The sequence below is a fragment of the Corallincola holothuriorum genome, from assembly GCF_003336225.1.
Lineage (GTDB): Bacteria > Pseudomonadota > Gammaproteobacteria > Enterobacterales > Neiellaceae > Corallincola > Corallincola holothuriorum.
In genome coordinates this window covers 482,132-506,226 of the sequence record NZ_QPID01000002.1, presented here as the reverse complement: position 1 = coordinate 506,226, position 24,095 = coordinate 482,132, and the positions used below count along the sequence as shown (strand labels likewise).

The 24,095-nt window shown below is 48.9% G+C and carries 24 protein-coding genes; 6 read left to right on the top strand and 18 right to left on the bottom strand.

From position 1 onward, the window contains the following. From pdxJ to rpoE, 10 genes are all read right to left on the bottom strand, one after another. Entirely contained in the window at window positions 1-738 is a 738-nt protein-coding gene (gene pdxJ, locus DU002_RS05170; protein ID WP_114337291.1) for a pyridoxine 5'-phosphate synthase, read from the bottom strand. Continuing rightward, window positions 735-1,466: a DNA repair protein RecO gene (gene recO / locus DU002_RS05165; protein ID WP_114337290.1), complete on the bottom strand. Its 732-nt coding sequence runs from the start codon at window positions 1,464-1,466 to the stop codon at window positions 735-737. The genes pdxJ and recO overlap by 4 nt, the downstream gene beginning before the upstream one ends. Continuing rightward, window positions 1,467-2,369: a GTPase Era gene (gene era / locus DU002_RS05160; protein ID WP_114337289.1), complete on the bottom strand. Its 903-nt coding sequence runs from the start codon at window positions 2,367-2,369 to the stop codon at window positions 1,467-1,469. Then, window positions 2,359-3,036: a ribonuclease III gene (gene rnc, locus DU002_RS05155; RefSeq protein ID WP_114337288.1), complete on the bottom strand. Its 678-nt coding sequence runs from the start codon at window positions 3,034-3,036 to the stop codon at window positions 2,359-2,361. The genes era and rnc overlap by 11 nt, the downstream gene beginning before the upstream one ends. A 27-nt stretch (window positions 3,037-3,063) precedes the next feature. Beyond that, window positions 3,064-3,981: a signal peptidase I gene (gene lepB / locus DU002_RS05150; RefSeq protein ID WP_114337287.1), complete on the bottom strand. Its 918-nt coding sequence runs from the start codon at window positions 3,979-3,981 to the stop codon at window positions 3,064-3,066. 9 nt (window positions 3,982-3,990) lie between these two features. Further along, window positions 3,991-5,787, bottom strand: a complete 1,797-nt coding sequence (gene lepA, locus DU002_RS05145; RefSeq protein WP_114337286.1) for a translation elongation factor 4 — start codon at window positions 5,785-5,787, stop codon at window positions 3,991-3,993. A 63-nt stretch (window positions 5,788-5,850) separates the two neighbouring features. Next, window positions 5,851-6,336 carry a SoxR reducing system RseC family protein gene (locus DU002_RS05140; protein ID WP_114337285.1) on the bottom strand — a complete coding sequence of 162 codons (486 nt, stop codon included), beginning with the start codon at window positions 6,334-6,336 and terminating at the stop codon, window positions 5,851-5,853. Continuing rightward, the gene (locus tag DU002_RS05135; protein ID WP_114337284.1) at window positions 6,336-7,322 is read right to left on the bottom strand and encodes a MucB/RseB C-terminal domain-containing protein; all 987 of its coding nucleotides are present in this window, start codon (window positions 7,320-7,322) and stop codon (window positions 6,336-6,338) included. The genes DU002_RS05140 and DU002_RS05135 overlap by 1 nt, the downstream gene beginning before the upstream one ends. After that, complete coding sequence (locus DU002_RS05130) at window positions 7,323-7,949, bottom strand: sigma-E factor negative regulatory protein (RefSeq protein WP_114337283.1); 627 nt, start codon at window positions 7,947-7,949, stop codon at window positions 7,323-7,325. A gap of 18 nt (window positions 7,950-7,967) precedes the next feature. Continuing rightward, entirely contained in the window at window positions 7,968-8,546 is a 579-nt protein-coding gene (gene rpoE, locus DU002_RS05125) for an RNA polymerase sigma factor RpoE (RefSeq protein ID WP_114337282.1), read from the bottom strand. A 187-nt stretch (window positions 8,547-8,733) separates the two neighbouring features. Here rpoE and nadB point away from each other — a divergent pair, with 187 nt between their 5' ends. After that, entirely contained in the window at window positions 8,734-10,344 is a 1,611-nt protein-coding gene (nadB, locus tag DU002_RS05120) for an L-aspartate oxidase (protein WP_114337281.1), read from the top strand. On the opposite strand, the gene DU002_RS05115 is transcribed toward nadB, so the two are convergent. Continuing rightward, on the bottom strand, window positions 10,341-10,808 hold the full coding sequence (locus DU002_RS05115) for a protein YgfX (protein ID WP_114337280.1): 468 nt from the start codon (window positions 10,806-10,808) through the stop codon (window positions 10,341-10,343). The two genes, nadB and DU002_RS05115, sit on opposite strands and share 4 nt — an antisense overlap. Then, window positions 10,795-11,046, bottom strand: a complete 252-nt coding sequence (locus DU002_RS05110; protein WP_114337279.1) for an FAD assembly factor SdhE — start codon at window positions 11,044-11,046, stop codon at window positions 10,795-10,797. Before DU002_RS05110 ends, DU002_RS05115 begins: the two co-directional genes overlap by 14 nt. A 128-nt stretch (window positions 11,047-11,174) precedes the next feature. Here DU002_RS05110 and ygfZ point away from each other — a divergent pair, with 128 nt between their 5' ends. Further along, window positions 11,175-12,158 (top strand): tRNA-modifying protein YgfZ, encoded by a 984-nt coding sequence (gene ygfZ, locus DU002_RS05105; protein ID WP_114337278.1) that lies wholly within the window; start codon window positions 11,175-11,177, stop codon window positions 12,156-12,158. A 23-nt stretch (window positions 12,159-12,181) separates the two neighbouring features. Here ygfZ and DU002_RS19265 read toward each other — a convergent pair whose 3' ends face one another. The 5 genes from DU002_RS19265 to prfB form a co-directional block, all read right to left on the bottom strand. Next, on the bottom strand, window positions 12,182-12,421 hold the full coding sequence (locus DU002_RS19265) for a hypothetical protein (protein ID WP_130566478.1): 240 nt from the start codon (window positions 12,419-12,421) through the stop codon (window positions 12,182-12,184). A gap of 310 nt (window positions 12,422-12,731) precedes the next feature. Then, entirely contained in the window at window positions 12,732-13,226 is a 495-nt protein-coding gene (gene ilvN, locus DU002_RS05095) for an acetolactate synthase small subunit (protein ID WP_114337276.1), read from the bottom strand. Continuing rightward, a complete protein-coding gene (locus tag DU002_RS05090; protein ID WP_114337275.1) occupies window positions 13,226-14,944 on the bottom strand; it encodes an acetolactate synthase 3 large subunit in 1,719 nt (572 codons plus the stop codon). The genes ilvN and DU002_RS05090 overlap by 1 nt, the downstream gene beginning before the upstream one ends. A 303-nt stretch (window positions 14,945-15,247) precedes the next feature. Continuing rightward, on the bottom strand, window positions 15,248-16,729 hold the full coding sequence (gene lysS / locus DU002_RS05085) for a lysine--tRNA ligase (protein WP_114337274.1): 1,482 nt from the start codon (window positions 16,727-16,729) through the stop codon (window positions 15,248-15,250). A 35-nt stretch (window positions 16,730-16,764) separates the two neighbouring features. Then, on the bottom strand, window positions 16,765-17,862 hold the full coding sequence (gene prfB, locus DU002_RS05080; RefSeq protein WP_114337273.1) for a peptide chain release factor 2: 1,098 nt from the start codon (window positions 17,860-17,862) through the stop codon (window positions 16,765-16,767). Window positions 17,863-18,090: 228 nt separating this feature from the next. Here prfB and DU002_RS05075 point away from each other — a divergent pair, with 228 nt between their 5' ends. Further along, window positions 18,091-19,152, top strand: coding sequence for a PLP-dependent cysteine synthase family protein (locus tag DU002_RS05075; protein ID WP_114337272.1), 1,062 nt, complete (start codon window positions 18,091-18,093; stop codon window positions 19,150-19,152). A gap of 278 nt (window positions 19,153-19,430) precedes the next feature. Here DU002_RS05075 and DU002_RS05070 read toward each other — a convergent pair whose 3' ends face one another. Next, window positions 19,431-20,192 carry an outer membrane protein OmpK gene (locus DU002_RS05070; RefSeq protein WP_114337271.1) on the bottom strand — a complete coding sequence of 254 codons (762 nt, stop codon included), beginning with the start codon at window positions 20,190-20,192 and terminating at the stop codon, window positions 19,431-19,433. 232 nt (window positions 20,193-20,424) lie between these two features. Between DU002_RS05070 and DU002_RS05065 the strand changes: the two genes are divergently transcribed. The 3 genes from DU002_RS05065 to DU002_RS05055 all read left to right on the top strand — a co-directional run bounded on the left by DU002_RS05065 (window position 20,425) and on the right by DU002_RS05055 (window position 24,046). After that, window positions 20,425-21,666: an O-antigen ligase family protein gene (locus tag DU002_RS05065; RefSeq protein ID WP_114337270.1), complete on the top strand. Its 1,242-nt coding sequence runs from the start codon at window positions 20,425-20,427 to the stop codon at window positions 21,664-21,666. Window positions 21,667-21,749: 83 nt separating this feature from the next. Beyond that, complete coding sequence (locus DU002_RS05060) at window positions 21,750-22,985, top strand: O-antigen ligase family protein (protein ID WP_114337269.1); 1,236 nt, start codon at window positions 21,750-21,752, stop codon at window positions 22,983-22,985. Further along, a complete protein-coding gene (locus DU002_RS05055) occupies window positions 22,982-24,046 on the top strand; it encodes a patatin-like phospholipase domain-containing protein (protein ID WP_114337268.1) in 1,065 nt (354 codons plus the stop codon). Before DU002_RS05060 ends, DU002_RS05055 begins: the two co-directional genes overlap by 4 nt. Window positions 24,047-24,095: the final 49 nt, after the last annotated feature.

Below are 24,095 nucleotides of genomic sequence, written 5' to 3'. Positions count from 1 at the left end.
CTAAATTCCCAGTCTTGCTTCTTTCATCAACCGGCGCATATCAGCAACGGCTGTTGCCAGTCCATCAAAAGCAGCACGGGCGATGATCGAGTGGCCAATGTTAAGCTCTTCCAGCTCAGGGATCGCCGCGATTGGTTTGACGTTGTGGTAATGCAAGCCATGGCCGGCATTAACTGTCAGGCCGAGGCCATCGGCATAGGTCGCCGCTTCAGCAATACGCACAAGCTCTGCTTGCTGGACTTGCTCATCGGTTGCATCAGCATAATGGCCAGTATGCAATTCAATATAGGGCGCACCAGAGGCCTTCGCTGCATCAATTTGGGCTTTGTCTGCATCGATAAACAGCGACACCTTAATACCCGCCGCGGCTAGTTCACTCACCACCTGTGTCATCCGTGGCAACTGCCCTGCCACATCCAAGCCGCCTTCAGTGGTCAGCTCTTCGCGCTTCTCAGGCACTAGGCAGACAAACGTTGGCTGAGTTTCAATGGCGATCTTCACCATCTCATCGGTCGCAGCCATTTCCAGATTCATGCGGGTTTTCAGCGTATGCTTCAACAACGCCACATCACGATCCTGAATGTGTCGGCGATCTTCCCGCAGATGCACAGTAATGCCATCGGCACCGGCATTTTCAGACACTGCAGCCGCGTGAACAGGATCGGGGTAATTTGTGCCTCGGGCCTGACGGAGCGTGGCGATATGGTCAATGTTGACGCCCAGCAAAATCTCTTTCAAGGTCGTTTTCCTTTTAAAAAATGTGCAAATAGTTCACGGCTTTTTAATGGGCGCGAGCCTAGCTGTGATGATAGTGCCTGGCGACAAATCAGCTTGGCGCTGCGCTGAACAGCTTCATTATCAAACGCTCCTCGCGCAATTGCCAGCAGATGTGCTCCAGGGTAAACACCCGTTACGGCAACGTCACTATGGCTTACTTGTGCTAGCCATCCCTGCTCAGGGATCCAGCGGTAACTCAGCTGCTCAGATAGACAATGCCCTTCAGTATCACTCTGAAAGTCAATGCCAAAGCCAAGGGTGTCTAATAGTAGGAGTTCAAATGGTCGCAGGATCTGATCTGGCACCATCTCTGTTGCCATTTGCGCTAACGCCGCCAACGCATCGCTATAAGAGGAGAATAGTTCAGAAACCGGCTCACTCTGTGGTAACAAGCGCACCAATAATTCATTCAGATAAAGAGCGGTATAAAGCGCACTGCCGGTGAATTGATAGGCGGGTCCATCGGCTTCAGCATGCCTCAAGGAGAGCAGTTCTCCGCGTCCAGAAAGCTCGACGAGTAGCGGTGTAAAGGGCTGCATTAACGCAGCGGTTCCTTTCGACTTCGAACGCGCGCCGCGGCATACCGCCCTGACATAGCCCAGATCCAGATGGAACAGGTCAACCAGCAAGCTGGTCTCCCGATATGGACGACGGTGCAGTAAAAAAGCGGATGCCGACTCGGCCGTCACTTAGTCCTCGCCATACCCCAAGCTACGTAATGCCCGCTCATCATCTGCCCAGCCACTCTTCACCTTTACCCATAGGTTCAAATTGACGCGACAATCAAATAGCGGCTCCATATCCAGACGTGCTTCACGGCCAATGGTTTTCAGCTTCTCTCCGCCCTTACCTATCACCATGCGCTTCTGGCCATCCCGCTCAACCAAGATCAAGCCGTTGATCTGAGCAACCCCGTTGGGCTGCATCTTAAACTGTTCGATCTCTACCGTGACTGAATAAGGCAGCTCCTGCCCGGTAAAACGCATCAGTTTTTCCCGAATGATCTCCGCCGCCATAAAACGCTGCGAGCGGTCGGTAATATAGTCTTCCGGATAGAAATGCTCACACTCAGGGAGAGAATCAATAACGAACTGACGCAACTCATCAACATGTTCGCCTTTACTGGCAGAGATCGGCATCACTCGTTCAAACGAAAAATCGGCAGCCAGTTTTTGAATGTGGGGCAATAACTCAGCTTTGTCCTTCACCTGATCTACTTTATTGATGGCCAAAACCACCGGCACTTTTTGCGCTTGGCGGAGCTTAGTTAGCACCATCTCGTCATCTTCTGTCCAATGGGTGCCCTCAACCACGAAGATAACCATTTCAACATCAGCCAACGCACTAGACGCCGCACGGTTCATAAAGCGGTTGATCGCCCGCTGTTCTTCAATATGCAGCCCTGGGGTGTCAACAAACACAGCCTGCACCGGGCCTTCAGTCAAAATACCAAGAATACGATGACGTGTGGTTTGCGGTTTCTTTGAAGTAATTGAAACCTTCTGCTCCAGCAGCGCATTAAGCAATGTTGATTTACCAACATTAGGGCGGCCAACAATGGCAACGAGGCCAGCGCGAGTATTATCGCTCATGGGAAAGCTTCTCCAGGACCTGGGCAGCGGCATCTTGCTCTGCTTTACGTCGGCTCGGACCAGAAGCGGTGACCGCCTCATTCAACGGGCTGACCTGACAGGACACAGTAAATGTTTGATTATGTGCTTCACCTTCAATGTTGAGCACAGCATAGTCCGGTAGAGGTAATTTGCGACTCTGCAGGAGTTCCTGCAGTTGCGTTTTGGCATCTTTCTGGTGTTCACCAGGCTTGATCGCCTGCAACCGACTATCGTACCAGCTCAGTACTAAGGGCTCACACACCTGCATACCGCCATCAAGGTAAACGGCACCAATAATAGCTTCAACCGCGTCCGCTAAAATGGAAGCGCGACGAAAACCACCGCTTTTCAGCTCACCAGAGCCCAAACGTAAATAGTCTCCGAGCTTAAAGTCTAACGCCAGTTCAGCCAGCGTGGTGCCTTTAACCAGCGTTGCCCTTAATCGGCTCAGATCACCTTCGCTCGCTTTCGGAAACTGCGCATAGAGTTTCTCTGAGATCACAAGACTAAGAATAGAGTCGCCAAGGAACTCTAACCGTTCATTATGACGACTACCGGCACTGCGGTGAGATAGTGCCTGTTCAAGCAACGCAATGTCCTTGAATTCATATCCCAATGCACGGCTTAAACGAGCAAGATTATCCATAGTTAACCACGCTACTATACAGTTGCACTACTCAATACCGCCAATACGACTAAAGCGAACACCGGTAGGTACCCAGCTGAAAAAGCTGTTGGGATCACGGTCAAATTCAAAGCTCATCCAGATAGCGACAGCCTGACCAACCAAATGAGTTTCAGGAACAAACCCCCAGAAGCGGCTATCAAGGCTATTGTCGCGGTTATCACCCATGACAAAATAATGCTCTTTAGGTACTAACCACTCACCGGGACGTGAGCCTCGCTGACGGAAATAATTGACCCAAGGTTCACCACGGTCACGGTAGATAAGGATCTGATGGCTGACCTCACCTAACTTTTCTTCAAGACGATCGACAACACCACCGGCTGGATCTTTAAACTCATTGCGACCAACCACATCGGAAGCAACCAGCTTCAGCTCTGGGCAAGGCACCTGATCAACACAAGCGGGCTGGATATAAAGCTTCTTGTCTTTGTAGATGACGCGATCACCCGGTAAACCAACGACACGCTTGATGTAATCGATCTGCGGCTGAGGCGGGTGCTTAAACACCACAATATCGCCCCTTTTAGGCTCACCTGTTTCCAGAAACTTAGTCCGGTTCAGCGGTTCACGCAGACCATAACTAAACTTCTCGACCAAGATAAAGTCGCCCACCAACAGAGTAGGCATCATTGAGCCTGACGGGATCTGGAACGGTTCATAGATAAATGAGCGCAGTACCAGCACGATCGCTATGACAGGAAAAAGTGATTCCGCGAACTCAAACACTCCTGGCCGAGGTGCCACGCGTTCTCTTGCTTCTTCATCAAGCTCTGTGCCTGCCGCAGTTTCGGCGGCGGCAACAGCCAACTTACGTTTTGGCGCGAACATCAACGCGTCGATCAACCACAAAACACCGGTGATCAGCGTGGCAAATACCAAAATAGATGAAAATATTCCCGCCATCTTACTTCCTTAAGACTTCTTTCCTACCTGAAGAACGGCGAGGAAGGCTTCTTGTGGTACTTCCACATTACCCACCTGCTTCATCCGTTTCTTACCCTCTTTCTGCTTCTGCAGCAGCTTCTTCTTACGACTAACATCACCGCCGTAACATTTGGCGATTACGTTCTTCCGCAACTGCTTCACCGTACTACGAGCAATAACATGATTACCGATAGCTGCTTGAATAGCGATATCGAACATCTGCCGCGGGATCAGCTCTTTCATCTTATCGACCAGATCGCGACCACGACCCAGCGAATTATCTTTATGGGTGATCATAGCAAGCGCATCAACGCGATCACCGTTAATCAACACATCAACCCGTACCATATCCGCCGGTTCAAAGCGGACAAAATTGTAATCCAACGATGCGTAACCGCGACTGGTAGACTTCAAGCGGTCAAAGAAATCCATCACCACTTCGGCCATTGGGATCTCATAGGTCAGCGCCACCTGCTTACCGTGATAATTCATCTCTTTTTGCACGCCACGCTTTTCGATACAAAGCGTGATGACATTACCCAAGTACTCTTGTGGCACTAAGATATGTGCTTCAACGATCGGCTCACGGATCTCGTGAATATTATTCACTGGCGGCAGATCAGACGGATTGTCGACGCTAAGTAGCTCGCCATCGGTAGTTTCTACCTGATAGCCCACCGTCGGTGCGGTGGTGATCAATTCAAGGTCGTACTCACGCTCTAAGCGTTCCTGAATGATCTCCATGTGCAACATGCCCAAGAATCCAATCCGGAAACCAAAGCCAAGAGCGTTAGAGTTTTCAGGTTCATAGAACAGTGATGCGTCATTCAGGCTCAATTTAGCCAAGGCATCACGAAACGCTTCATAGTCATCCGAGCTTATTGGGAACAAGCCAGCATAAACCTGAGGCTTTACCTTTTTGAATCCTGGCAACGGTAACTCTGCACCGTTGCGTGCCAAGGTCAGGGTATCGCCCACTGGCGCGCCGTGGATCTCTTTGATGCCACAAACCACCCAACCCACTTCACCGCAATTCAAACCGTCAGTATCTTCTCGCTTCGGCGTAAAAATACCGATGCGATCGATGCCCCAGACCTGGCCGGTACTCATCACCTTGATCTTGTCGTGCTTCTTCAACGAGCCATGCTTAATCCGCACCAAAGATACGACGCCAAGGTAAGAGTCAAACCAAGAATCAATAATCAAAGCCTGAGTTGGCGCTTCTGGATCACCTTCAGGGGCTGGAATGTCGCGAACAATGGTTTCAAGCACTTTGTCTACGCCCAAGCCGGTTTTCGCTGAACAGGTCACAGCATCAGTGGCTTCAATACCAACAATGTCTTCAATCTCTTCCGCCACCCGCTCAGGATCTGCCTGTGGCAAGTCGATTTTGTTCAGGACAGGAACAACTTCCAGATCCATCTCAATGGCGGTGTAACAGTTCGCAACGGTTTGCGCTTCTACCCCCTGACCTGCATCCACCACCAACAAGGCACCTTCACAGGCTGCCAGGGAACGCGAAACCTCATAGGAGAAGTCGACGTGTCCCGGTGTATCAATGAAATTCAGCTGGTAGGTTTCACCATCCTGCGCTTTGTAGTTAAGCGTAACGCTTTGCGCTTTAATTGTGATACCACGTTCCCGTTCCAGATCCATAGAATCCAGAACCTGAGCTTCCATTTCGCGGTCACTTAGGCCACCACAGGTATGAATAAGGCGATCAGATAAGGTCGACTTACCATGGTCAATGTGGGCGATAATTGAAAAATTACGGATATGCTTCATGTAGGCAGAAACCAGTTAAACCGAAGGAGTGCGTTAACAAGCGGGCAATTCTACCCTGTTTAATCAAACGTCGCTATCTTGCTGTGTCGAAGAAAGCGTCAATGGCACTTCATCACCCTGTAAAATCTTAATCTGACAGGCAGGATCCCGTTCATATTGGCGTGCCCGGTGACGAGCAAATAGCCAGCCAGCAACACCGCCTAACACAGCAGCAACAATCTGCATTGGTTCGTTATGGCTACCGCTAAGCTGCTGAACCATAGAGATAATGATGGCACCAAACAATGCGCCAGCAATGGGCGATAGATAGACTAAAACAGCGCCGGTAATCAAGGTTCTTTCAGGTAATGCAACGCGAACAGTTTGTCCCTGTTGCAAATGGCCGGGATCTGGCAGCAGCATTCGGTGCAAACGGTGGCCAAACGCTTTTGCTACCACGCCGTTGCCACAACCTTTATCACTACAGGCATCACAGGCGCTTTTTTGCAGGCTTTCCAGCTCAACCCAGCCGTCATGACATCGCACTACCCGTGCTTCTTCAACAAACATTAAGGCCGTTCCTTAGGTTTAGGTTTGTTTACCACAGGATAAATGGTTTCAGCGATACGTTGAGCTGTTTCCGGCGGCAACCTGCCAACAACGGTGATCTCAATACCGGAATTAATCAAACTAAATAGAGAAAGAGCGCCTCGAGTGACCAAGCTGCCACGTTCTTCTGTGTCATCAACCTTGTTGATATAGACAGAGAACTTTATTAGCCCATCGCTGAACATCATATAATCGACGACGTCATTAATCAGCGCCAGACGATGCTGGTCTTTACCAACAAGTTCAAACCCTGAGGGTGTCCAGCCCACCCGCCACTCAACCAACTCTCGTTCTGTTGACTTGGCTGGTGTAGCAACTGTTTGTGGGAACTCGGAGGTCGCAATAGCTTTGAGATGAGCCGACGGTTTATCTAACAGTTGCAGGGATACCACTTGCAGTTGCTCGACCAGATCCCCTTCACTGCTAATCACATCTGCACGCAGCATGAAACCAGTTTCAATATCTGCCCACACTAAAAGACCAAACCGATCCGCTTCATTAGGTGTAATGCGGATCAACTGGGCAATACGACCAGCGGTGCGACTACGTCCGCCCAAAACAAACTGATAGTTCTCAGCAATAGACTTAAAGCCACGTAAGAAAGCCCGAGGAATGGGACCATCCATCTGCCCAGCCTTCAATGAATAAGCAGTGCGTTCGGACTCCAAGTAAGAAACCGTTTCCCCTTTACGCACGATATCCCGCATAGGCCCGTTGAGGTAGCTCAAATGACTAATCTCGACGCCATCAACAAAGCCATGTTCGAATCTCAACGGCTCAATTCGGCCACCGAAATTCTGTACCATAGAGATTACATAGGTTTGCTGGCGGAAAGCATCCACCATACGACTTAAAAGAAGTTCGGGCGCTTCAGCGCCCGATGCAGAAAAAACAGTGCAGGAGAGTAACAGGCCGGTGAACAACGACCTGATTAGAGGTAACTTCATCTAGCGTTCTTCAGATCCTTTATCAGTATCTGTGGCTAACTCATCAGCAGGATCAAGCTGTTCCATCGGCTGTAAACGGCGCTGCTGTTCATGATCTTGCAAGTAAGCGTTGATACGGCGGCGCTGCTCAATAATTCGCATCTGTTGCGCTTTCGCTTCGTCACTCGGCTCCGCTTCTACTGGTGCAGCAGATAAACTGACCGGTGCAGCTAAACCAGTTAATGGCGTGGTATTAAGTACAGGTGTTGGAATTTCACTATTACCAGGCTGATTATACTGTTGCACACCAAGCACAGCTACCGCAGCGACAGTCGCAGCAATCGCATATTGCCCCAGCTGCTTGAATAGCGGCACCACCTTGCCCGGTTGCACAGCCGCCGACGGCTCGCTTTTAGGCGCAAGGATAGTCGGTTCATCTTCCAAAGCTGCCGCAACTCGGCTAGTCAAATCAATATCGATTGCTGGCGGCATCTCACCGCGGATAGCATCGCCAATCAATTGATAGCGCGAATAGGTATCCTGCAACTCTTGATCTTCGAGCAACGCATCGATCATGTCATCACTGATAGCGTCATCAACCTGATTATCTATCCAAGATGAAAGACGTTGCTGTTTATCTGCAGCCATTTTTATCTACCTCTGACGTTAACGTTCTATTAACGGCTTAACTTGTTTGTCTATCGCTTCGCGAGCCCGGAATATACGAGATCTCACCGTACCAACCGGACACTCCATCACTTCAGCGATCTCTTCGTAACTCAATCCTTCCAGCTCACGCAGGGTGATCGCAGTTTTCAAATCCTCGGGCAAAGTATCAACAGTATCGAAGACCATTTGTCTGATCTCATCTGTTAACACCAAGCTCTCTGGCGTTGATACATCGCGTAGTGCGCTAGCCCCTTCATAATACTCAGCCTCTTCCGGCTCAATATCATTCGCGGGTGGTCGCCGCCCCTGTGATACCAAGTAGTTCTTGGCGCTATTCACAGCAATACGATACAACCACGTATAAAACGCACTTTCGCCTCTAAAACCAGGTAATGCCCGATATGCTTTTATAAAAGCTTCCTGCGCTACATCAGGCACATCGCCTTGATTTTTAACGTAACGAGAAATCAGGTTAATTACCTTGTGCTGGTATTTTTGTACCAACACATTAAAGGCTCTCTTGTCCCCTTGCTGGACACGTTCGACCAGCTTCTGGTCGATTTGCTGCTCGCTCATTCGAGCTTCCACTCCACTTGAATTACCGCTTCCGAACTGGAGGCTCTAAGCATGCACACATTCATAGACTGCCGTTAAATTAATTAGTTCGAAAGAATGTTAAATAATTTTACTTGATGACAGAAAGTGTATCTCAGGTCACAGTTCAGCTAACATAGGCATCTGAATTAATTGACCATGATAACGTATGACGGAGCAAATTGAACACAGCTATGATGTGTTGATTATCGGTAGTGGTGCTGCGGGGCTCTCCCTAGCGCTACAATTGGGTCAACACGCAACCGTTGCAGTCCTTAGTAAAGGGCCTGTTCGTGAAGGTGCAACCTTCTACGCTCAGGGCGGCATCGCCGCGGTCTTCGATGCCAGCGATAGCGTTGATTTTCATGTTCAAGACACACTGACGGCGGGTGCTGACCTTTGCGATGAAGCGGCGGTGCGATATACCGCCAGCAGCGCCAGAGAAAGCATCCAGTGGCTAATCGATCTAGGCGTGCCCTTTGACCAGGTTGATTCACCCGGCGATGAACCCACTTACCATCTCACTCGTGAAGGCGGCCACAGCCATCGCCGCATTCTTCATGCCGCCGATGCCACCGGCAAAGCAGTACAAACCACTTTGGTTGATCGGGTAAAAGCTTGCGATAACGTGACCCTACTCGAGCGCTACAATGCTGTCGACCTGATCACCGGCCAGAAACTGGGCACCGACAACGATCTCTGCCACGGCGCTTATGTTTGGAACCGTAACAAAGAGGTCGTCGAAGTGATCCGCGCCCGTTTCGTCGTCCTTGCGACGGGTGGTGCCAGTAAGGTGTACCAATACACAAGTAATCCGGATGTCTCCAGTGGCGATGGTATCGCCATGGCTTGGCGTGCTGGCTGTCGGGTGGCAAACATGGAGTTCAATCAATTCCATCCAACCTGTCTGTTTCATCCCGAAGCCCGTAACTTCCTACTCACCGAAGCCTTACGAGGCGAAGGCGCAAAGCTGAAACGTCCTGACGGCACCCGTTTCATGCCTGACTACGATCCGCGGGAGGAGTTAGCACCCCGGGATATTGTGGCCAGAGCGATAGATCATGAGATGAAGAGATTAGGCGCTGATTGCGTCTATCTCGATATCTCCCACAAGCCCGATGAATTTGTCAAAGACCACTTCCCAACCATTTATGCTAAATGCCTAGAGCTAGGCATCGATATTACCAGTGAGCCAATTCCGGTAGTGCCGGCCGCACATTACACCTGTGGTGGTGTAATGGTCGATCTGCATGGGCGTAGCGATCTCAACAACCTCTACGCGATCGGTGAGGTCACCTACACCGGCCTCCATGGCGCCAATCGTATGGCCAGCAACTCGTTGTTAGAGTGTGTTGTTTTTGCCCATGCCGCCGCCAAAGATATTTTGCAAAGATTAGATTCGCAGCCAAGTGCCCCAACATTGCCCGCCTGGGATGAAAGTCAGGTCACCTGTTCAGACGAGGAGGTAGTGTTACAGCACAACTGGCACGAACTTCGGCTATTTATGTGGGACTATGTTGGTATCGTGCGAACAACTAAGCGTTTAGAGCGTGCGCTACGCCGCATACAATTGCTCAAGCAGGAGATCTTTGAGTACTACAGCTACTTCAGGGTAAGTAACAACCTATTGGAACTAAGAAACTTAGTCGAGGTAGCGGAACTGATCGTCCGCTCGGCTATGGAGCGTAAAGAGAGTCGTGGTCTGCACTACACCTTGGATTATCCAAAGACATTGCCTGCCAGTAAACCGACGATTTTGGATCCTAGGAAAGCACCTTAGGTCTGAGACGACTTTCCGTGAGTGGTGTTGGTATGCCGCTGATACAATAATACACGGCACAGTCGGCGGTAGTCTGTATCTGACAGGCTATCGCGCCAGATCCAAGGTTGTCGCCAATTTTTTGGTAAATCACGTTTATCTTCAGCACTGCAAAGCGCCACACGGCAGCACCAATCATTCACCAAGCAGCGATCTGTTAAGCTGACGGATAACGGCGTATCACCCGGCAGAAGCAATGTAACGCGGTTATCGTAGCCGACAACGATGCGTCCACTAGCGCTTAGGATCTGGCGGTGGAAACCTATCCCCCACACAACTAACAGTGCGCTGATAACAGCGACGATTAGAGCGCTCAGCAAATTCGATGCAGATGCGCAAAGCACTACAACGACAAAACAGAGCAAAAACCAAAACAACCTCAATGCTATGGTGCTAGGTTGAATAACGAGTTCAAATCGCTCCACTGTGGTCACGAACCCGTTTAATCATGGCCGCCAACGCCTCATCATCACAATGCTCATGCCCCATAAACCAAGCAAAAAGCTCAGGGTCATCTCTAGTCAACAAGCGTTCGAAAGTCTGCTGGTCCTGTGCAGAAAGGTTAGGATATTCAGGAACGAAGGGCTCTAGAATAACATCCAGCTCTAACATACCTCTGCGGCAAGCCCATTTAAGTCGCGCCAGCTTTTCTCTAAGTTCCATATGGAGTCATCACATCGTTATTTGATCAACTGGGCTCATGCTAACATAGGCCCAATCGCAGACGTATCCCTTGAAAGCGAAACTGTGAGCCCCCAATTAGTAGCTTCAAATCGTTAAGGATCAAAGTCATGAGTCTAGCCGCCACCTCTTTAGAACAGTCTAACAACAAGCTGTTAGCTGATATTGTTGTCGCTCCACTCAATTCGTTAGCGATCACTGAGATTTCCGGTGAGGATAGGCGCAGCTACCTGCAGGGACAAGTGACTTGTGATGTCAACCAGCTGCTACCTGGGCACTATCAATGGGGCGCGCAGTGCGATTTTAAGGGCAAAGTGTGGACAACATTCTTGCTCTCGGAAAATGCCGAGACACTGCTCATGCTGCATGGGCAAGCAAGCCAATCCCCCGCATTAGCTGAATTGAAGAAGTTTGCTGCGTTTGCCAAAGCAGAAATCAACGACCAGACAGAGCAGTGGCAGCGTTTCGGCATTATGGGGGACAAAGCCACCACACTGCTTAAAACCTGTTATAGCAAGCTACCAGACAGTAACGAAACCGTCGTAGCCTGCTCTGACGGCCTAATTTTCTATATTCCATCCCCCAAACCTAGATATTTACTGTTATTACCAACGGGGGCGGTTCTTCCTGCGCCACTCAATGCTGCACCACAAGAGAGTGAACAATTGTGGCAATTGCTGGACATTGAAGCGGGCTACCCCAACTTAGAGCCCCCCTTAATACAAAAATACGTCCCGCAAATGCTAAACCTGCAGGCACTCGGCGGTATTAGCTTCAAAAAAGGCTGCTATATCGGCCAGGAAACCGTCGCCAGAATGAAATACCTGGGAAAAAACAAGCGAACCATGTTTATTCTTCAAGGCAACTTTGGCGCGGAAGTACAGGCCGGAAGTGAGTTAGAACAGGCAACAAACGATAGCTGGCGACCAGCCGGGCTTGTGCTATCGGCTGTCAGTATCAATGGCTCAGGTAAACTGCTGGCAGTGATGCCATCTGATAGCTCAGCAGACAGTGAGTATCGGATTAAAACGGAAGCAGACAGTCGTGTAACCATAGCCCCTCTGCCCTACCCATTAGTAGAGCAAGAGAGCTAGTTAAGCAAGCGTAAGCAAGTTGGTCAATGGCGAACGGGATCCCGCTTGCCATCACTATGCCGTCGCTTCACTTCGGAACTAGATATTAGCGGTATATTTTGCCGCTTCATCAAATATTCCAACCCCAACATACAGGAAGAGAACAGCAGCGCAGACGCGCTTAGAAACGCGAAGCTGGTTTCCTGACTTGCTTGATACACCCAGAATCCAACCACGGGTGATAACAGCAAACAACAGATAGAAAGTAGTAAAGGTGAGCGCATGTTCAATCCTCCATGACACAGCGCAAGCCACACAATTGAGCGTAGACCTAAAACTAAACTTGCTCCAGAAATTGCTTAAAAACAAAATAATATGGCTAGCACGATCGCAGTACTGCTGCGTAGCTGAGTAGTCAATTTTCGCAAACAAATATGGCCATTTGACACGCTCCTTCCACGCCCTTTCAGCGCTCTCCGCCACAGGAAAATATACACAGGGCGTTAACTCACGTACCGCAGCCAACAAGCTGGCTCACAAGCATAAAAAAACCACCCGCAGGTGGTTTTTATTAACGTCGATGAGCGATAGGTATTAGGGTCTTAATGCTCGCTCACCACGAGAGATGCCTGAAACACCACTGCGGACGACTTCAACTATCTCTGTCGTTTCTTTCACGGCATCAATGAAAGCGTCCAACTTATCTGACGGCCCGGCAAGTTGCACGGTGTAGAGAGTCGGTGTTACATCAACGATCTGACCGCGGAAGATATCACTGGTACGCTTGATCTCTTCGCGAGTATCACCGCTAGCACGCATCTTCACCAACATCAGTTCACGCTCAATATGAGCCGCTTCAGACAGGTCGGTGATCTTTAACACGTCGATTAACTTATTCACCTGCTTGGTGATCTGCTCAATCACATGGTCATCACCAAAGGTAGTCACAGTGATCCGTGACAAGCTACGATCATCGGTCGGTGCTACCGTCAATGACTCAATATTGTAACCACGCTGGGAGAACAAGCCGATAATGCGGCTTAACGCGCCAGGTTCATTCTCCAACAATATAGAAAGAATACGCCGCATTAGGTTCGCTCCGTCTTCGATAAAAACATTTCATCCATCGCCCCGAACTTGATCTGCATCGGGTAGACATGCTCCGCTTGATCCACATGAATATCTAGGAACACCAGCTTGTCTTTCATTGCGAACGCTTTTTCCATCGCCGGCTGCAGCTCTTCAGGCTTAGTCACCTTGATACCAACATGGCCGTAGGCTTCTACCAACTTCACCCAATCTGGCATCGACTCCATGTAGGAATGGCTGTGGCGATTGCTATAGAACATATCCTGCCACTGCTTCACCATGCCAAGTTGCGCATTGTTCAATGACACAATCTTCACTGGGATGTCGTACTGCAAGCAGGTGGATAGCTCCTGAATATTCATCTGAATACTGCCATCGCCCGTAACACAAGCGACCTGAGCATCAGGAAACGCACGTTTTACACCCATAGCGGCTGGGAAGCCGAAGCCCATGGTGCCTAGACCACCAGAGTTGATCCAACGGCGTGGTTTATCAAACGGGTAGTAAAGCGCTGCAAACATCTGATGCTGTCCGACATCAGAGGTGACATACGCATCACCATCAGTTGCCTTGTACAGGGCTTCAATCACCTGCTGTGGCTTTATTTTCTCATCGCTTTTGACGTAATCCAAACAGCGGGCTTTGCGCCAACCGTCGATAGTTTGCCACCAGCTTTCCAGACTCGCTTCATCTAACGAAGCACCAGAACCATCTAACTGCGTTAGCATCTGCTTCAGCACGGTATCGGCAGCACCCACAATAGGCACATGAGCCATGATAGTTTTGGAAATCGATGCAGGATCGATATCAATATGCAATACCGTCGCATCAGGACAGAATTTGGCAACGTTGTTCGTCACTCGGTCATCAAAGCGTGCGCCGACTGCTAGAATGCAGTCGCTGTGATGCATCGCCTTATTCGCCTGCAAGGTACCATGCATCCCTAACATACCAAGAAACTGATCATGGGTACCTGGAAACGCCCCCAATCCCATCAAGGTATTAGTGACCGGTAAATTGAGGCGTTCAGCCAGCGCAGTTAATGCTTCTGAAGCTTCGCCGATGACCGCTCCACCACCTGCGTATAACACAGGTCGCTTGGCCTGCAGCAGAATATCCAACGCTTTCTTAATCTGCCTTCCATGCCCTTTGGTAGTCGGGTTGTAGGAGCGCATCTTAATATCGGTCGGCAGATTATATTCAAATTTATGCAGCGGATTCTGGCAATCCTTAGGCAGATCCACCACCACCGGGCCAGGGCGCCCAGTCGACGCGATATAAAATGCTTTTGCAATCGCGTCTGGGATCTCTTCTGCTTTCTTTACCAAAAAACTGTGCTTAACGATAGGACGAGAACAACCGAACATGTCGGTTTCCTGAAAAGCGTCCATTCCGATCAGAGACGTAGGCACCTGCCCCGACAAAACAACCAGCGGAATGGAATCCATATACGCGGTCGCAATACCCGTCAGCGTATTTGTCGCGCCAGGGCCAGAGGTTACGAGCGCCACACCCACCTTACCGGTAGCTCGAGAAAAACCGTCCGCGGCATGCACTGCAGCCTGTTCATGACGCACCAGAATATGTTCCATATCTGGCTGCTGAAACAACGCATCATAAATATCCAGAACTGAGCCACCAGGGTAGCCAAATATAGACTTTACGCCGAGGTCCTTCAGGCTTTGGACCACCATTTCGGCGCCAGAGAGCATCTTCACCGTCTCTTCCTCTTATTCTTTGAAATTATCAATACAGCCATTGTCAATATTATTTATCAAATTTACCAAGTTAAGCTCAGTAAACCTGGCTGTACGCAGAGTGACAGACTCGGCTATATGAGGTTGAAAGTCAACCGGATCTCGCCGTAAAACACCCTATCAAAAACCAGTTTAAACAGGCATAGGCATTGATAAATCGATGGAAAACAAATGGGAGGCCTAAGGCCTCCCATTTAACGTCAATCATTTAGCACTTATAGCGCGCTGTTTGAAACAAACTCGTGCTGAAAAAGTGGCGTCAAATTAGTTCTGTGGACGCAATGCTGGGAACAACACCACATCACGAATAGTATGACTGTCAGTAAACAACATCACCAAACGATCGATACCAATGCCCTGCCCAGCTGTTGGCGGTAAGCCGTGCTCTAGCGCCGTAATATAGTCTTCATCGAAGAACATCGCTTCATCATCACCGGCGTCTTTCTGCTCCACTTGATGACGGAACCGATCCGCCTGATCTTGTGCATCGTTGAGCTCCGAGAAACCATTAGCGATCTCACGACCACCAACAAAGAACTCAAAACGGTCAGTGATAAACGAGTCGTTGTCATTACGACGAGCCAGCGGCGACACTTCCGCCGGATACTCGGTAATAAAGGTAGGTTGAATTAAGCGATGCTCAACCGTCTCCTCGAAGATCTCACAGATAACCTTGCCTAAGCCCCACGACTTCTGCACTTCGATCTTCAGATCTTTAGCCACTTCCGTCGCCGTTTCCAAAGAGGCTAATTGCTCCATGGTCACTTCAGGGTTGTATTGCAAAATCGATTCTTTCATCGGCAAACGAATAAACGGCGCACCAAAATCAAACTCTTCTTCACCGTACTTAACCACACTGCTACCCAAGACTTGCTGAGTCACGCTACGCAGCATCTCTTCAGTCAGATCCATCAGATCATTGTAATCCGCATACGCCATATAGAATTCCATCATGGTGAATTCAGGATTATGACGTGGCGATAGGCCTTCGTTGCGGAAGTTACGGTTGATTTCGAACACCCGCTCAAACCCACCAACGACCAAACGCTTCAGATAAAGCTCAGGCGCAATACGCAGGTACATATCGATATCGAGCGCATTGTGGTGAGTGATGAATGGACGGGCAGATGCACCACCAGGGATCACCTGCATCATCGGCGTTTCTACTTCCATAAAATCGCGCTGATTCATGAACTGGCGGATCGCTTCAATGATTTTTGAACGCACCATAAAGGTTTGGCGAGACTGCTCGTTCATAATCAAATCAACATAACGCTGGCGATAGCGCTGTTCCTGATCGGTCAAACCATGAAATTTTTCCGGTAGCGGACGCAGTGCCTTAGTGAGCAACTTGTACTCTTCCATATTGACGTAAAGATCACCCTTGCCGGATTTATGCAATGCGCCTTTTACGCCAATAATGTCGCCGATATCCAGACCGCCGATCTCTTTCAACTCTTTCTGTACGTCTTTAGCGGCATAAGCTTGAATACGGCCACTCATATCCTGTACGGCAAGAAAAGGACCGCGCTTTGCCATCACCCGACCGGCAATCGCTACCTGCAAACCTAAAGCTTCCAACTCTTCTTTGCTCTTATCGCCGTGCTCAGCCTGCAGGTTGTTGGCCAAACAATCTCGACGCCAATCATTAGGGTGACCATTGGCTTTACAATCCTGACGGATCTGATCGAGTTTGCCACGCCGTTCGGCGATCAGTTTGTTTTCGTCCTGTACCTGCTCAGTCATTTCTCAACCTTTAGGATAAATTTTGATGCCAGCCATTACAGGCCAGATTTTAAACTTGCTTCAATAAATCGGTCTAAATTGCCATCCAGTACCGCTTGGGTATTTCGGTTCTCCACCCCGGTACGTAGATCTTTAATCCGGGAGTCATCCAACACATAAGAACGGATTTGACTACCCCAGCCGATATCGCTTTTCGTCTCTTCTTGCGCCTGCTTTTCGGCATTCTGCTTCTGCATCTCTAACTCAAACAGTTTTGCTTTCAACTGCTTCATCGCCTGCGCTTTATTTTTGTGCTGCGAGCGATCGTTCTGACATTGCACAACAGTATTAGTTGGTAAGTGCGTTAGGCGTACCGCGGAATCGGTCCGGTTAACGTGCTGACCACCCGCTCCAGAAGCACGATAGGTATCTACTCGAAGGTCGGACGGATTAATCTCAATCTCAATCGAGTCATCAATCTCAGGATAGATAAACGCCGAGGCAAACGAGGTATGTCGACGGCCGCCGGAATCAAAAGGGCTTTTGCGCACTAACCGGTGTACGCCAGTTTCCGTGCGGAGCCAACCATAAGCATACTCACCTTGAACTCGCACGGTAGCACTTTTCAGCCCAGCGACTTCACCTTCTGACAGTTCAATTATCTCAGTTTTAAAACCTTTATCTTCCGCCCAGCGCAGATACATTCGCAACAGCATGTTGCACCAATCTTGCGCCTCTGTGCCGCCAGAGCCCGCCTGCAGATCGATATACGCGTCCATACCGTCCTGCTCTCCGGAGAACATACGGCGAAACTCCAGCTTGTTCAGCTTGGCTTCCAGATCATCGAGCTCAGCCACCGCCTCATTGAAGGTATCTTCATCTTCCGCTTCAACGGCAAGCTCTAATAAGCCTTCAACATCTTCCAATCCTTGCCGCATCTGGACAATGGTATCAACAACGGCTTCAAGATCTGCACGTTCCTTACCCAATGCCTGCGCCCGATCCGGCTCATTCCAGACATCCGGTTGTTCGAGCTCTCTGGACACTTCTTCCAGACGCTCTTTCTTCACGTCGTAATCCAGATAACCCACCAGCGACTCATTGCGCTCGCGGAAATCATTGATTTTGTTCTGTACCGGATTAATCTCGAACATATAACTGGTATACCATGGAAATTTAACCGCCGGATTCTACCGGAACCGCAACCGAAGATACAGATATTTACCAGCGACATGCGGTTATTTGACAAGCAAAAACCACCGCGACAGCACTTCACAACTTGTTACATATACTGACAACAAAGATAAATAGAGATCATGGTATCCATAGCCACAAGCTTTTAGGCTAACTCAGTGTTCAGATAACAGACCGATGAAGTCCATATGCGCAACTCAAACCGTCTCTGGGAAAAGCAAGCGATCGCCCTGATTGAAGCGGATTTCAATCGCAGCGCCGATACCCATTTAATCAAACTCAATATTCCTAGCTGCCCAGAGATAGACCTCTACTTGAAGGATGAATCGACCCATCCAACTGGTAGTCTGAAACATCGGCTAGCCAGGTCACTGTTCCTCTATGGCATTTGCAACGGCTGGATCAAAGCCGAACGCCCGGTAATTGAAGCGTCCAGTGGCAGCACCGCCGTCTCAGAAGCCTATTTTGCCCGCATGCTTAATTTACCCTTTATCGCTGTCATGCCAGCATGCACCTCACAAGAAAAGATCGACAAAATCAGCTTCTATGGGGGTCGCTGTCACTTAGTAGAGAACGCCGGGGATATATCAGCGGAAGCGAGACGTTTGGCGCAGGAAACCGATGGCCATTTCATCGACCAATTTACCTACGCCGAACGTGCAACCGACTGGCGGGGAAATAACAATATCGCCGAAAGCATCTTTGCCCAGATGGCCGACGAACCTCACCCGATACCGCGCTGGTTAGTGATGAGTGCCGGAACCGGCGGTACCTCAGCCACATTGGGACGTCATGCGCGATACCATAAAACCGACACGAAGCTTTGTGTCGTTGATCCTGACTTTTCAGCCTTTTATCCCTTTTTTAACAGTGGTGATTGCGGCATTAATACAGGTAAAGGCTCACGTATAGAGGGGATTGGTCGCCCAACCGTAGAGCCCTCTTTTATGCCTGATGTCATCGACCGTATGATCCAGGTACCAGATGCCGCCAGCATCGCTGCGATAAGACTGTTAGAGCAGGAGCTTGGCCGAAAATGCGGCGGTTCTACCGGAACCAATCTATACGGCAGCTTACGACTCGCATCCGAGATGAAAGCACGGAATGAAACCGGCTCTATTGTGACGTTGATTTGTGACAGTGGTGAACGCTACCTCAATACCTATTACAACGATATTTGGTGTCAGCAACAGCAACTAGATATCTCCGGCTACAAAAATGAATTAACGCAGCTATGGTTTGGTAAGTAATGGGTTGTTGCGACGTTACACAGAACAAGGGCAGAGGTTTAATAGTGGGTGAGATAGCTCATATCTCCTAAACATCCCAGCTTCTATACGTTAGTACACCCCGCGTAGTGCTGTGGGTGCCATGCATTCGCAGCAAAGCTCACCCCGCGCAGCGTTTTGGGTGGACGTTCGCCATGGATGGAGGAAACATCTAAAACGCAGGACGCTGTTTTAAACCGTACATCCTGTACATAAAAGGCGCCGAAAGGCGCCTTTTATACTTGAAATAATCAGCTTATTTAAAAGTGATATTTCACGATAGCCGAGACAGCATCTTCCTGGTCGACATCAAATGGTACATCATCGCTGATGCCGTATTTGTTGCTCCAGTAGTCGTATTCAATACCGACATAAAGCTGACCTTTGCTTTCCGCACCCCAAAGGCTCATGCCTAGGTCATACTTGATCTGCGGGTTGATATGCAGGTTTTCTTCGTAGTTGCTGTTATCTGATTTGAATACCCAATCGATATAGCCATCAACAACTAACTCTGATTGACCTACTTCGAATGTCGCCTTCCATACTGGCGTTAACTGCCAGCCTTCGCTGTCATTGTTGTTAGGGTCACGCTTGTAGAGGTTCAGTTGGAAAAAATCGAAACCTGGCAGCGCCAGATCAACCGCAGGACCATAAAGCACACTTTCTACATTGCCCTTACCAAATTCGTAAGTAAATGTAGCGAGCACATCTTGAACAATGCCAAACGAAAGATCTTTATCAAAAATCTTGCCGGCACTGAAACGTGGGGAAATTTCACCATACTGGCCATCATTTAGCGGGCTATCGTGATAGGTGATGTAGTCAAAGAACATGAAAAAATCACCATACTTGTGGCCATTCACATGCTCGAATGTCACGGTTGTCTGATCTTCAGAATCAACTTCGAAGTTTGTTCCGTGAAGCAGTGTCAAACTGGTATCAGACCAGAAGAAAAAATCTTCAGCGCTGGCTGGTGCGGCAAACACCAAAGCTGCACCACACAAAGCGGCTTTGTAGTTCATAGGGGGCCCTTAAAAAAGATATTGGTTTATAGCTAAGCTATGCGGGCGCGGATTCTACAGAGCCGCGCCATTGCTAGCCAGCCAAAAACGTCAATAGAATGATCTAAATTAAACAGAAAGGATAATTTTTAACCACCATTAATAACAACTACGTCACGATTTATTACATATCCAATATAAAAAGTAGCCGTTATGCTTACAATGCGCGCGAGTAAATTCATAAGGTTAGCCATTGAATATCTTTCGCTTGAGCTACTGCGGCCTGCTGCTGGTACCATTTATCGCTCTCATCCCTGATCGCAATGGCACCAGCCTGACGCTCCTTTTGATTTTGATGAGCGGTGCAGCCTGGCTGCAACAAGGCGCGCCATTGCCCCCTCTTCGACAGCAAAAAGTAGTTGCAGGAATTTTGGTGGCTTATGCCACCGCTCTCGGCTTAAACATTTTTCTTGTGAGTGAGCCTACCCGTATTGATCCACTTCATCAGTCTCTGCGAGCAGGGACTTACTTGGCACCTATCGCGGGTTTGTTAACTCTGCTCGCGTTGGCCAATATCACACTGCCCTGGCGCAGGGCATATTTAGCATTTCCATTCGCAGCAATCGCATCCGGCCTCATGGCTCTATTCCAACGTTTAGTTCTTTCGGTCCACCGAGCCGAGGGCTTTACGAACGCCATTTTATTTTCAGATATCTGTGTCGTCTTAGTCGCTGTCGCGTTAGCGACACGTTCTCTCTGGGCAATATCCGAACGCGCTGCCCGTATTCTATTTTGGTCATCAACTCTGTTAGGCATTTGCGCTATCATCATGTCTGGTTCTCGAGGCAGTTGGTTGGCAATCCCTGTGCTTGGCGGACTCTTGATTCATGGGCAACTATCAGCCCGTCCCAAACTCTACTGGCGCAGCATGGCAGGCCTAATCGTTAGTTTACCGCTGACGTATTTATTCCCGATGGTCAAACTCCGTGTTGACCTAGCCATTGTTGAGGTATCTCGTTATTTTCATGAAGCGCATATTCATTCGTCTGTCGGCGCTCGACTTGAAATATGGCGGATCTCGGTCTTCGAATTATTTCCTCAGAACCCCTGGTTTGGTGTCGGCATCCACCAATTTAAAACCGCGTTGAACACCTTGGCAGAAAACAGGGCTATCGATCCGTCCTTCACTTGGATCAGTCACCCCCATAATGAATGGCTGTATGTCCTAGTAGAACAAGGATTAGTCGGCGTCTTTGCCTTACTCACTCTTTATGGCGGCAGTTATTTCATCATGAGCCATAGCCTAAAAAATCATGACCAGAGGCAACCACTGCTATTGGCTGCCCGCTGTTTATATGCAGGCATGCTTATCTTCGGAATGACAGATGTCATGATGGGAAACCTGATCACTGCCACTTTCTTCTGCGGGATGATGTGCTGGCTATCTCTATGCTCTAACAACCTGAAACGCCCTATTTTAGCCTCAACTAAGTAAGCGTTTAGCGGCTTCTCCCCGCTGTATATTCCATCGTATGATGGTTTGAGATATGAATATCGCCTTCAGAAATAGGAATTCGCATGGTACTAAGACGCCCTCAACTCGCCTTTGTTAGCCTTTTTATTCTTCCATTCGCCATTGTCATTCCCAACCGAGATGGTACTTTTCTGTTTTTCTTAGCAACAATATTGGCCGTCATGAGTTGCGCTTCTATCTTGGATAAAAAACACGAATCTCCTATGGATCTCCGCTGGCTTCTTATCCTATTGCCTTGGCCAGTATGGGTGATTGTTAACGCACTATTTAGCGGCACCTTCCAACACGTTTTAGACATTGGAAAAAACCTCCGAAGCTTAAGTTATCTGGCACCGCTATTAGCCTTGCTATTACTTTTTAGTGCCCCCAAACACGCTTCCAGAGCTACCATCGCCCTACCTATCGCAACCTGTCTGGCAGGTATCGTTGCTCTCGTACAAAAAGTCTATTTCGGACAGGAAAGAGCCTTTGGAGGCACACATCCAATCCTTTTCGCAGACATCACCTTAATACTGATTTGCTTGAGCTGGGTAACACGAAGCTACTGGAACGTGACGGCTCAGACATGCCACAGACTGATGGCATTGGCCACATTATTTGGAGGGATTGCGATAATCACATCAGGCAGCAGAGGCTGCTGGCTCGCTCTCCCAGTCATGGGGTTTCTGTTATTACACTATCGACTGCGCGATAACCGCAAACAGATGGCTGTCGCAATGGGCACCATGCTGATCTTAATCCCTATGTTGTACTTCATACCGCAAGTCCAGCAGCGAGTGAATACAGGCATAGAACAAGCCAGCAACTACTTCAATGGCAGCGATTACAATAGTTCTGTTGCGGCGCGCTTTACCGTATGGGAGTTATCAATTTACGAAATGATCCCTAGTTCACCAATCACGGGAACAGGCTATCAAGGGTTTAAATCTAAGCTTCACACTCTTGCCGTATCGGGCAAGACACATAGAAAATTCACTTGGATCAGTCACGCGCATAATGAAATACTTCACGTGTTAACGGAACAAGGTATTGTCGGCCTATCTGCCTTCCTCATTATGTATATCGGCAGTTATCGAATGCTGATCGGCAACGCTCAGAAAAGCAAAGATAATCAAAGACTTAAATTGGCAGTACGATTACTCTTTGCTGGCTTCATTGTCTATGGTCTAACCGATACCATGACAGGCAACCTGATCACCCACACATTCTTTTGTAGCATGATCGCATGGTTAAGCTTAATTATTGATCAAACAAAAAGATTCCAAAGGTTGAACCCATGACTTCTGCTTTACGCGTATTAGCTGGAAAAACAGCACGCGAGCATATTCAACAGAAAGGCCTTTCTCCGGACGATATAAAAGTCTTAGTGGGCGCCAGTGGTGGGCCGAAATGGTTTGTTCTCGCCCCATTAGATCGCTATCTGGGGGGCGACTACTTCAAGTCAAGAAAAACACCACTGCAGCTATTGGGGTCAAGTGCTGGGGCATTCAGATTCAGTTGCTTAGCACAGGACAATGCGCCTGCTGTCACCCAGCGCTTTCTCGACGGCTATACACAACTGCGCTATCCCGAAGGATCTTCTGCTCAGCAAATTACAGAAATCAGCCAACAACTGTTAGCCCACGTATTCACTGAAAACAGCATCGAACAGATACTGAACCACCCCACCATGCGTCTTAATGTCATCGCTGCTCGAGCCAAACATATTAATAGCAGCGAACGAAAGGCATTGCAGATGATAGGTCTGGGCCTGACCGCCAGTGCGAATGCAGTTCACCGTCGCTTACTAGGTGGCTTTTTTGAACGCACCATATTTCATCACCCCAAGGATAAGGCAGACTTTCTCTCTGTCAGGGATCTGCCGACACAAACCGTCGCACTCAATCAAAGCAACTTGATTGATGCTGTGATGGCCAGCGGCTCAATACCCATGATAATGGAAGGAATAAAAAACATTGCCGGTGCACGGCCTGGCAACTATCGCGACGGTGGTATCACCGATTACCACTTTGACCTGCCGTTTTGTCACGACGGTATCGTCCTGTATCCACACTTTTCTAGTAAAACCATTCCAGGTTGGTTCGACAAAGGGTTACGTTGGCGAAAGCCTAATCCAGCGCACTATGACAATGTCATTATGTTGGTACCCAGTGAACAATTTATTGCCAAGTTACCCAACAGAAAAATTCCAAATAGAAAAGACTTCTCGACTATGGATGATCATACGCGGCTGAAAGCTTGGCGAATGGCGATTGCAGAAAGTGAACGGCTCAGCGACGAGTTTGGCAACCTCATCGCCAATCCTGCAGCCTTATTGGCGGCATTAGAGCCGCTGAACTAAATTGATTTAGGGAACGTTTTTAATTAGTTACTATCGAAATACCGTATTA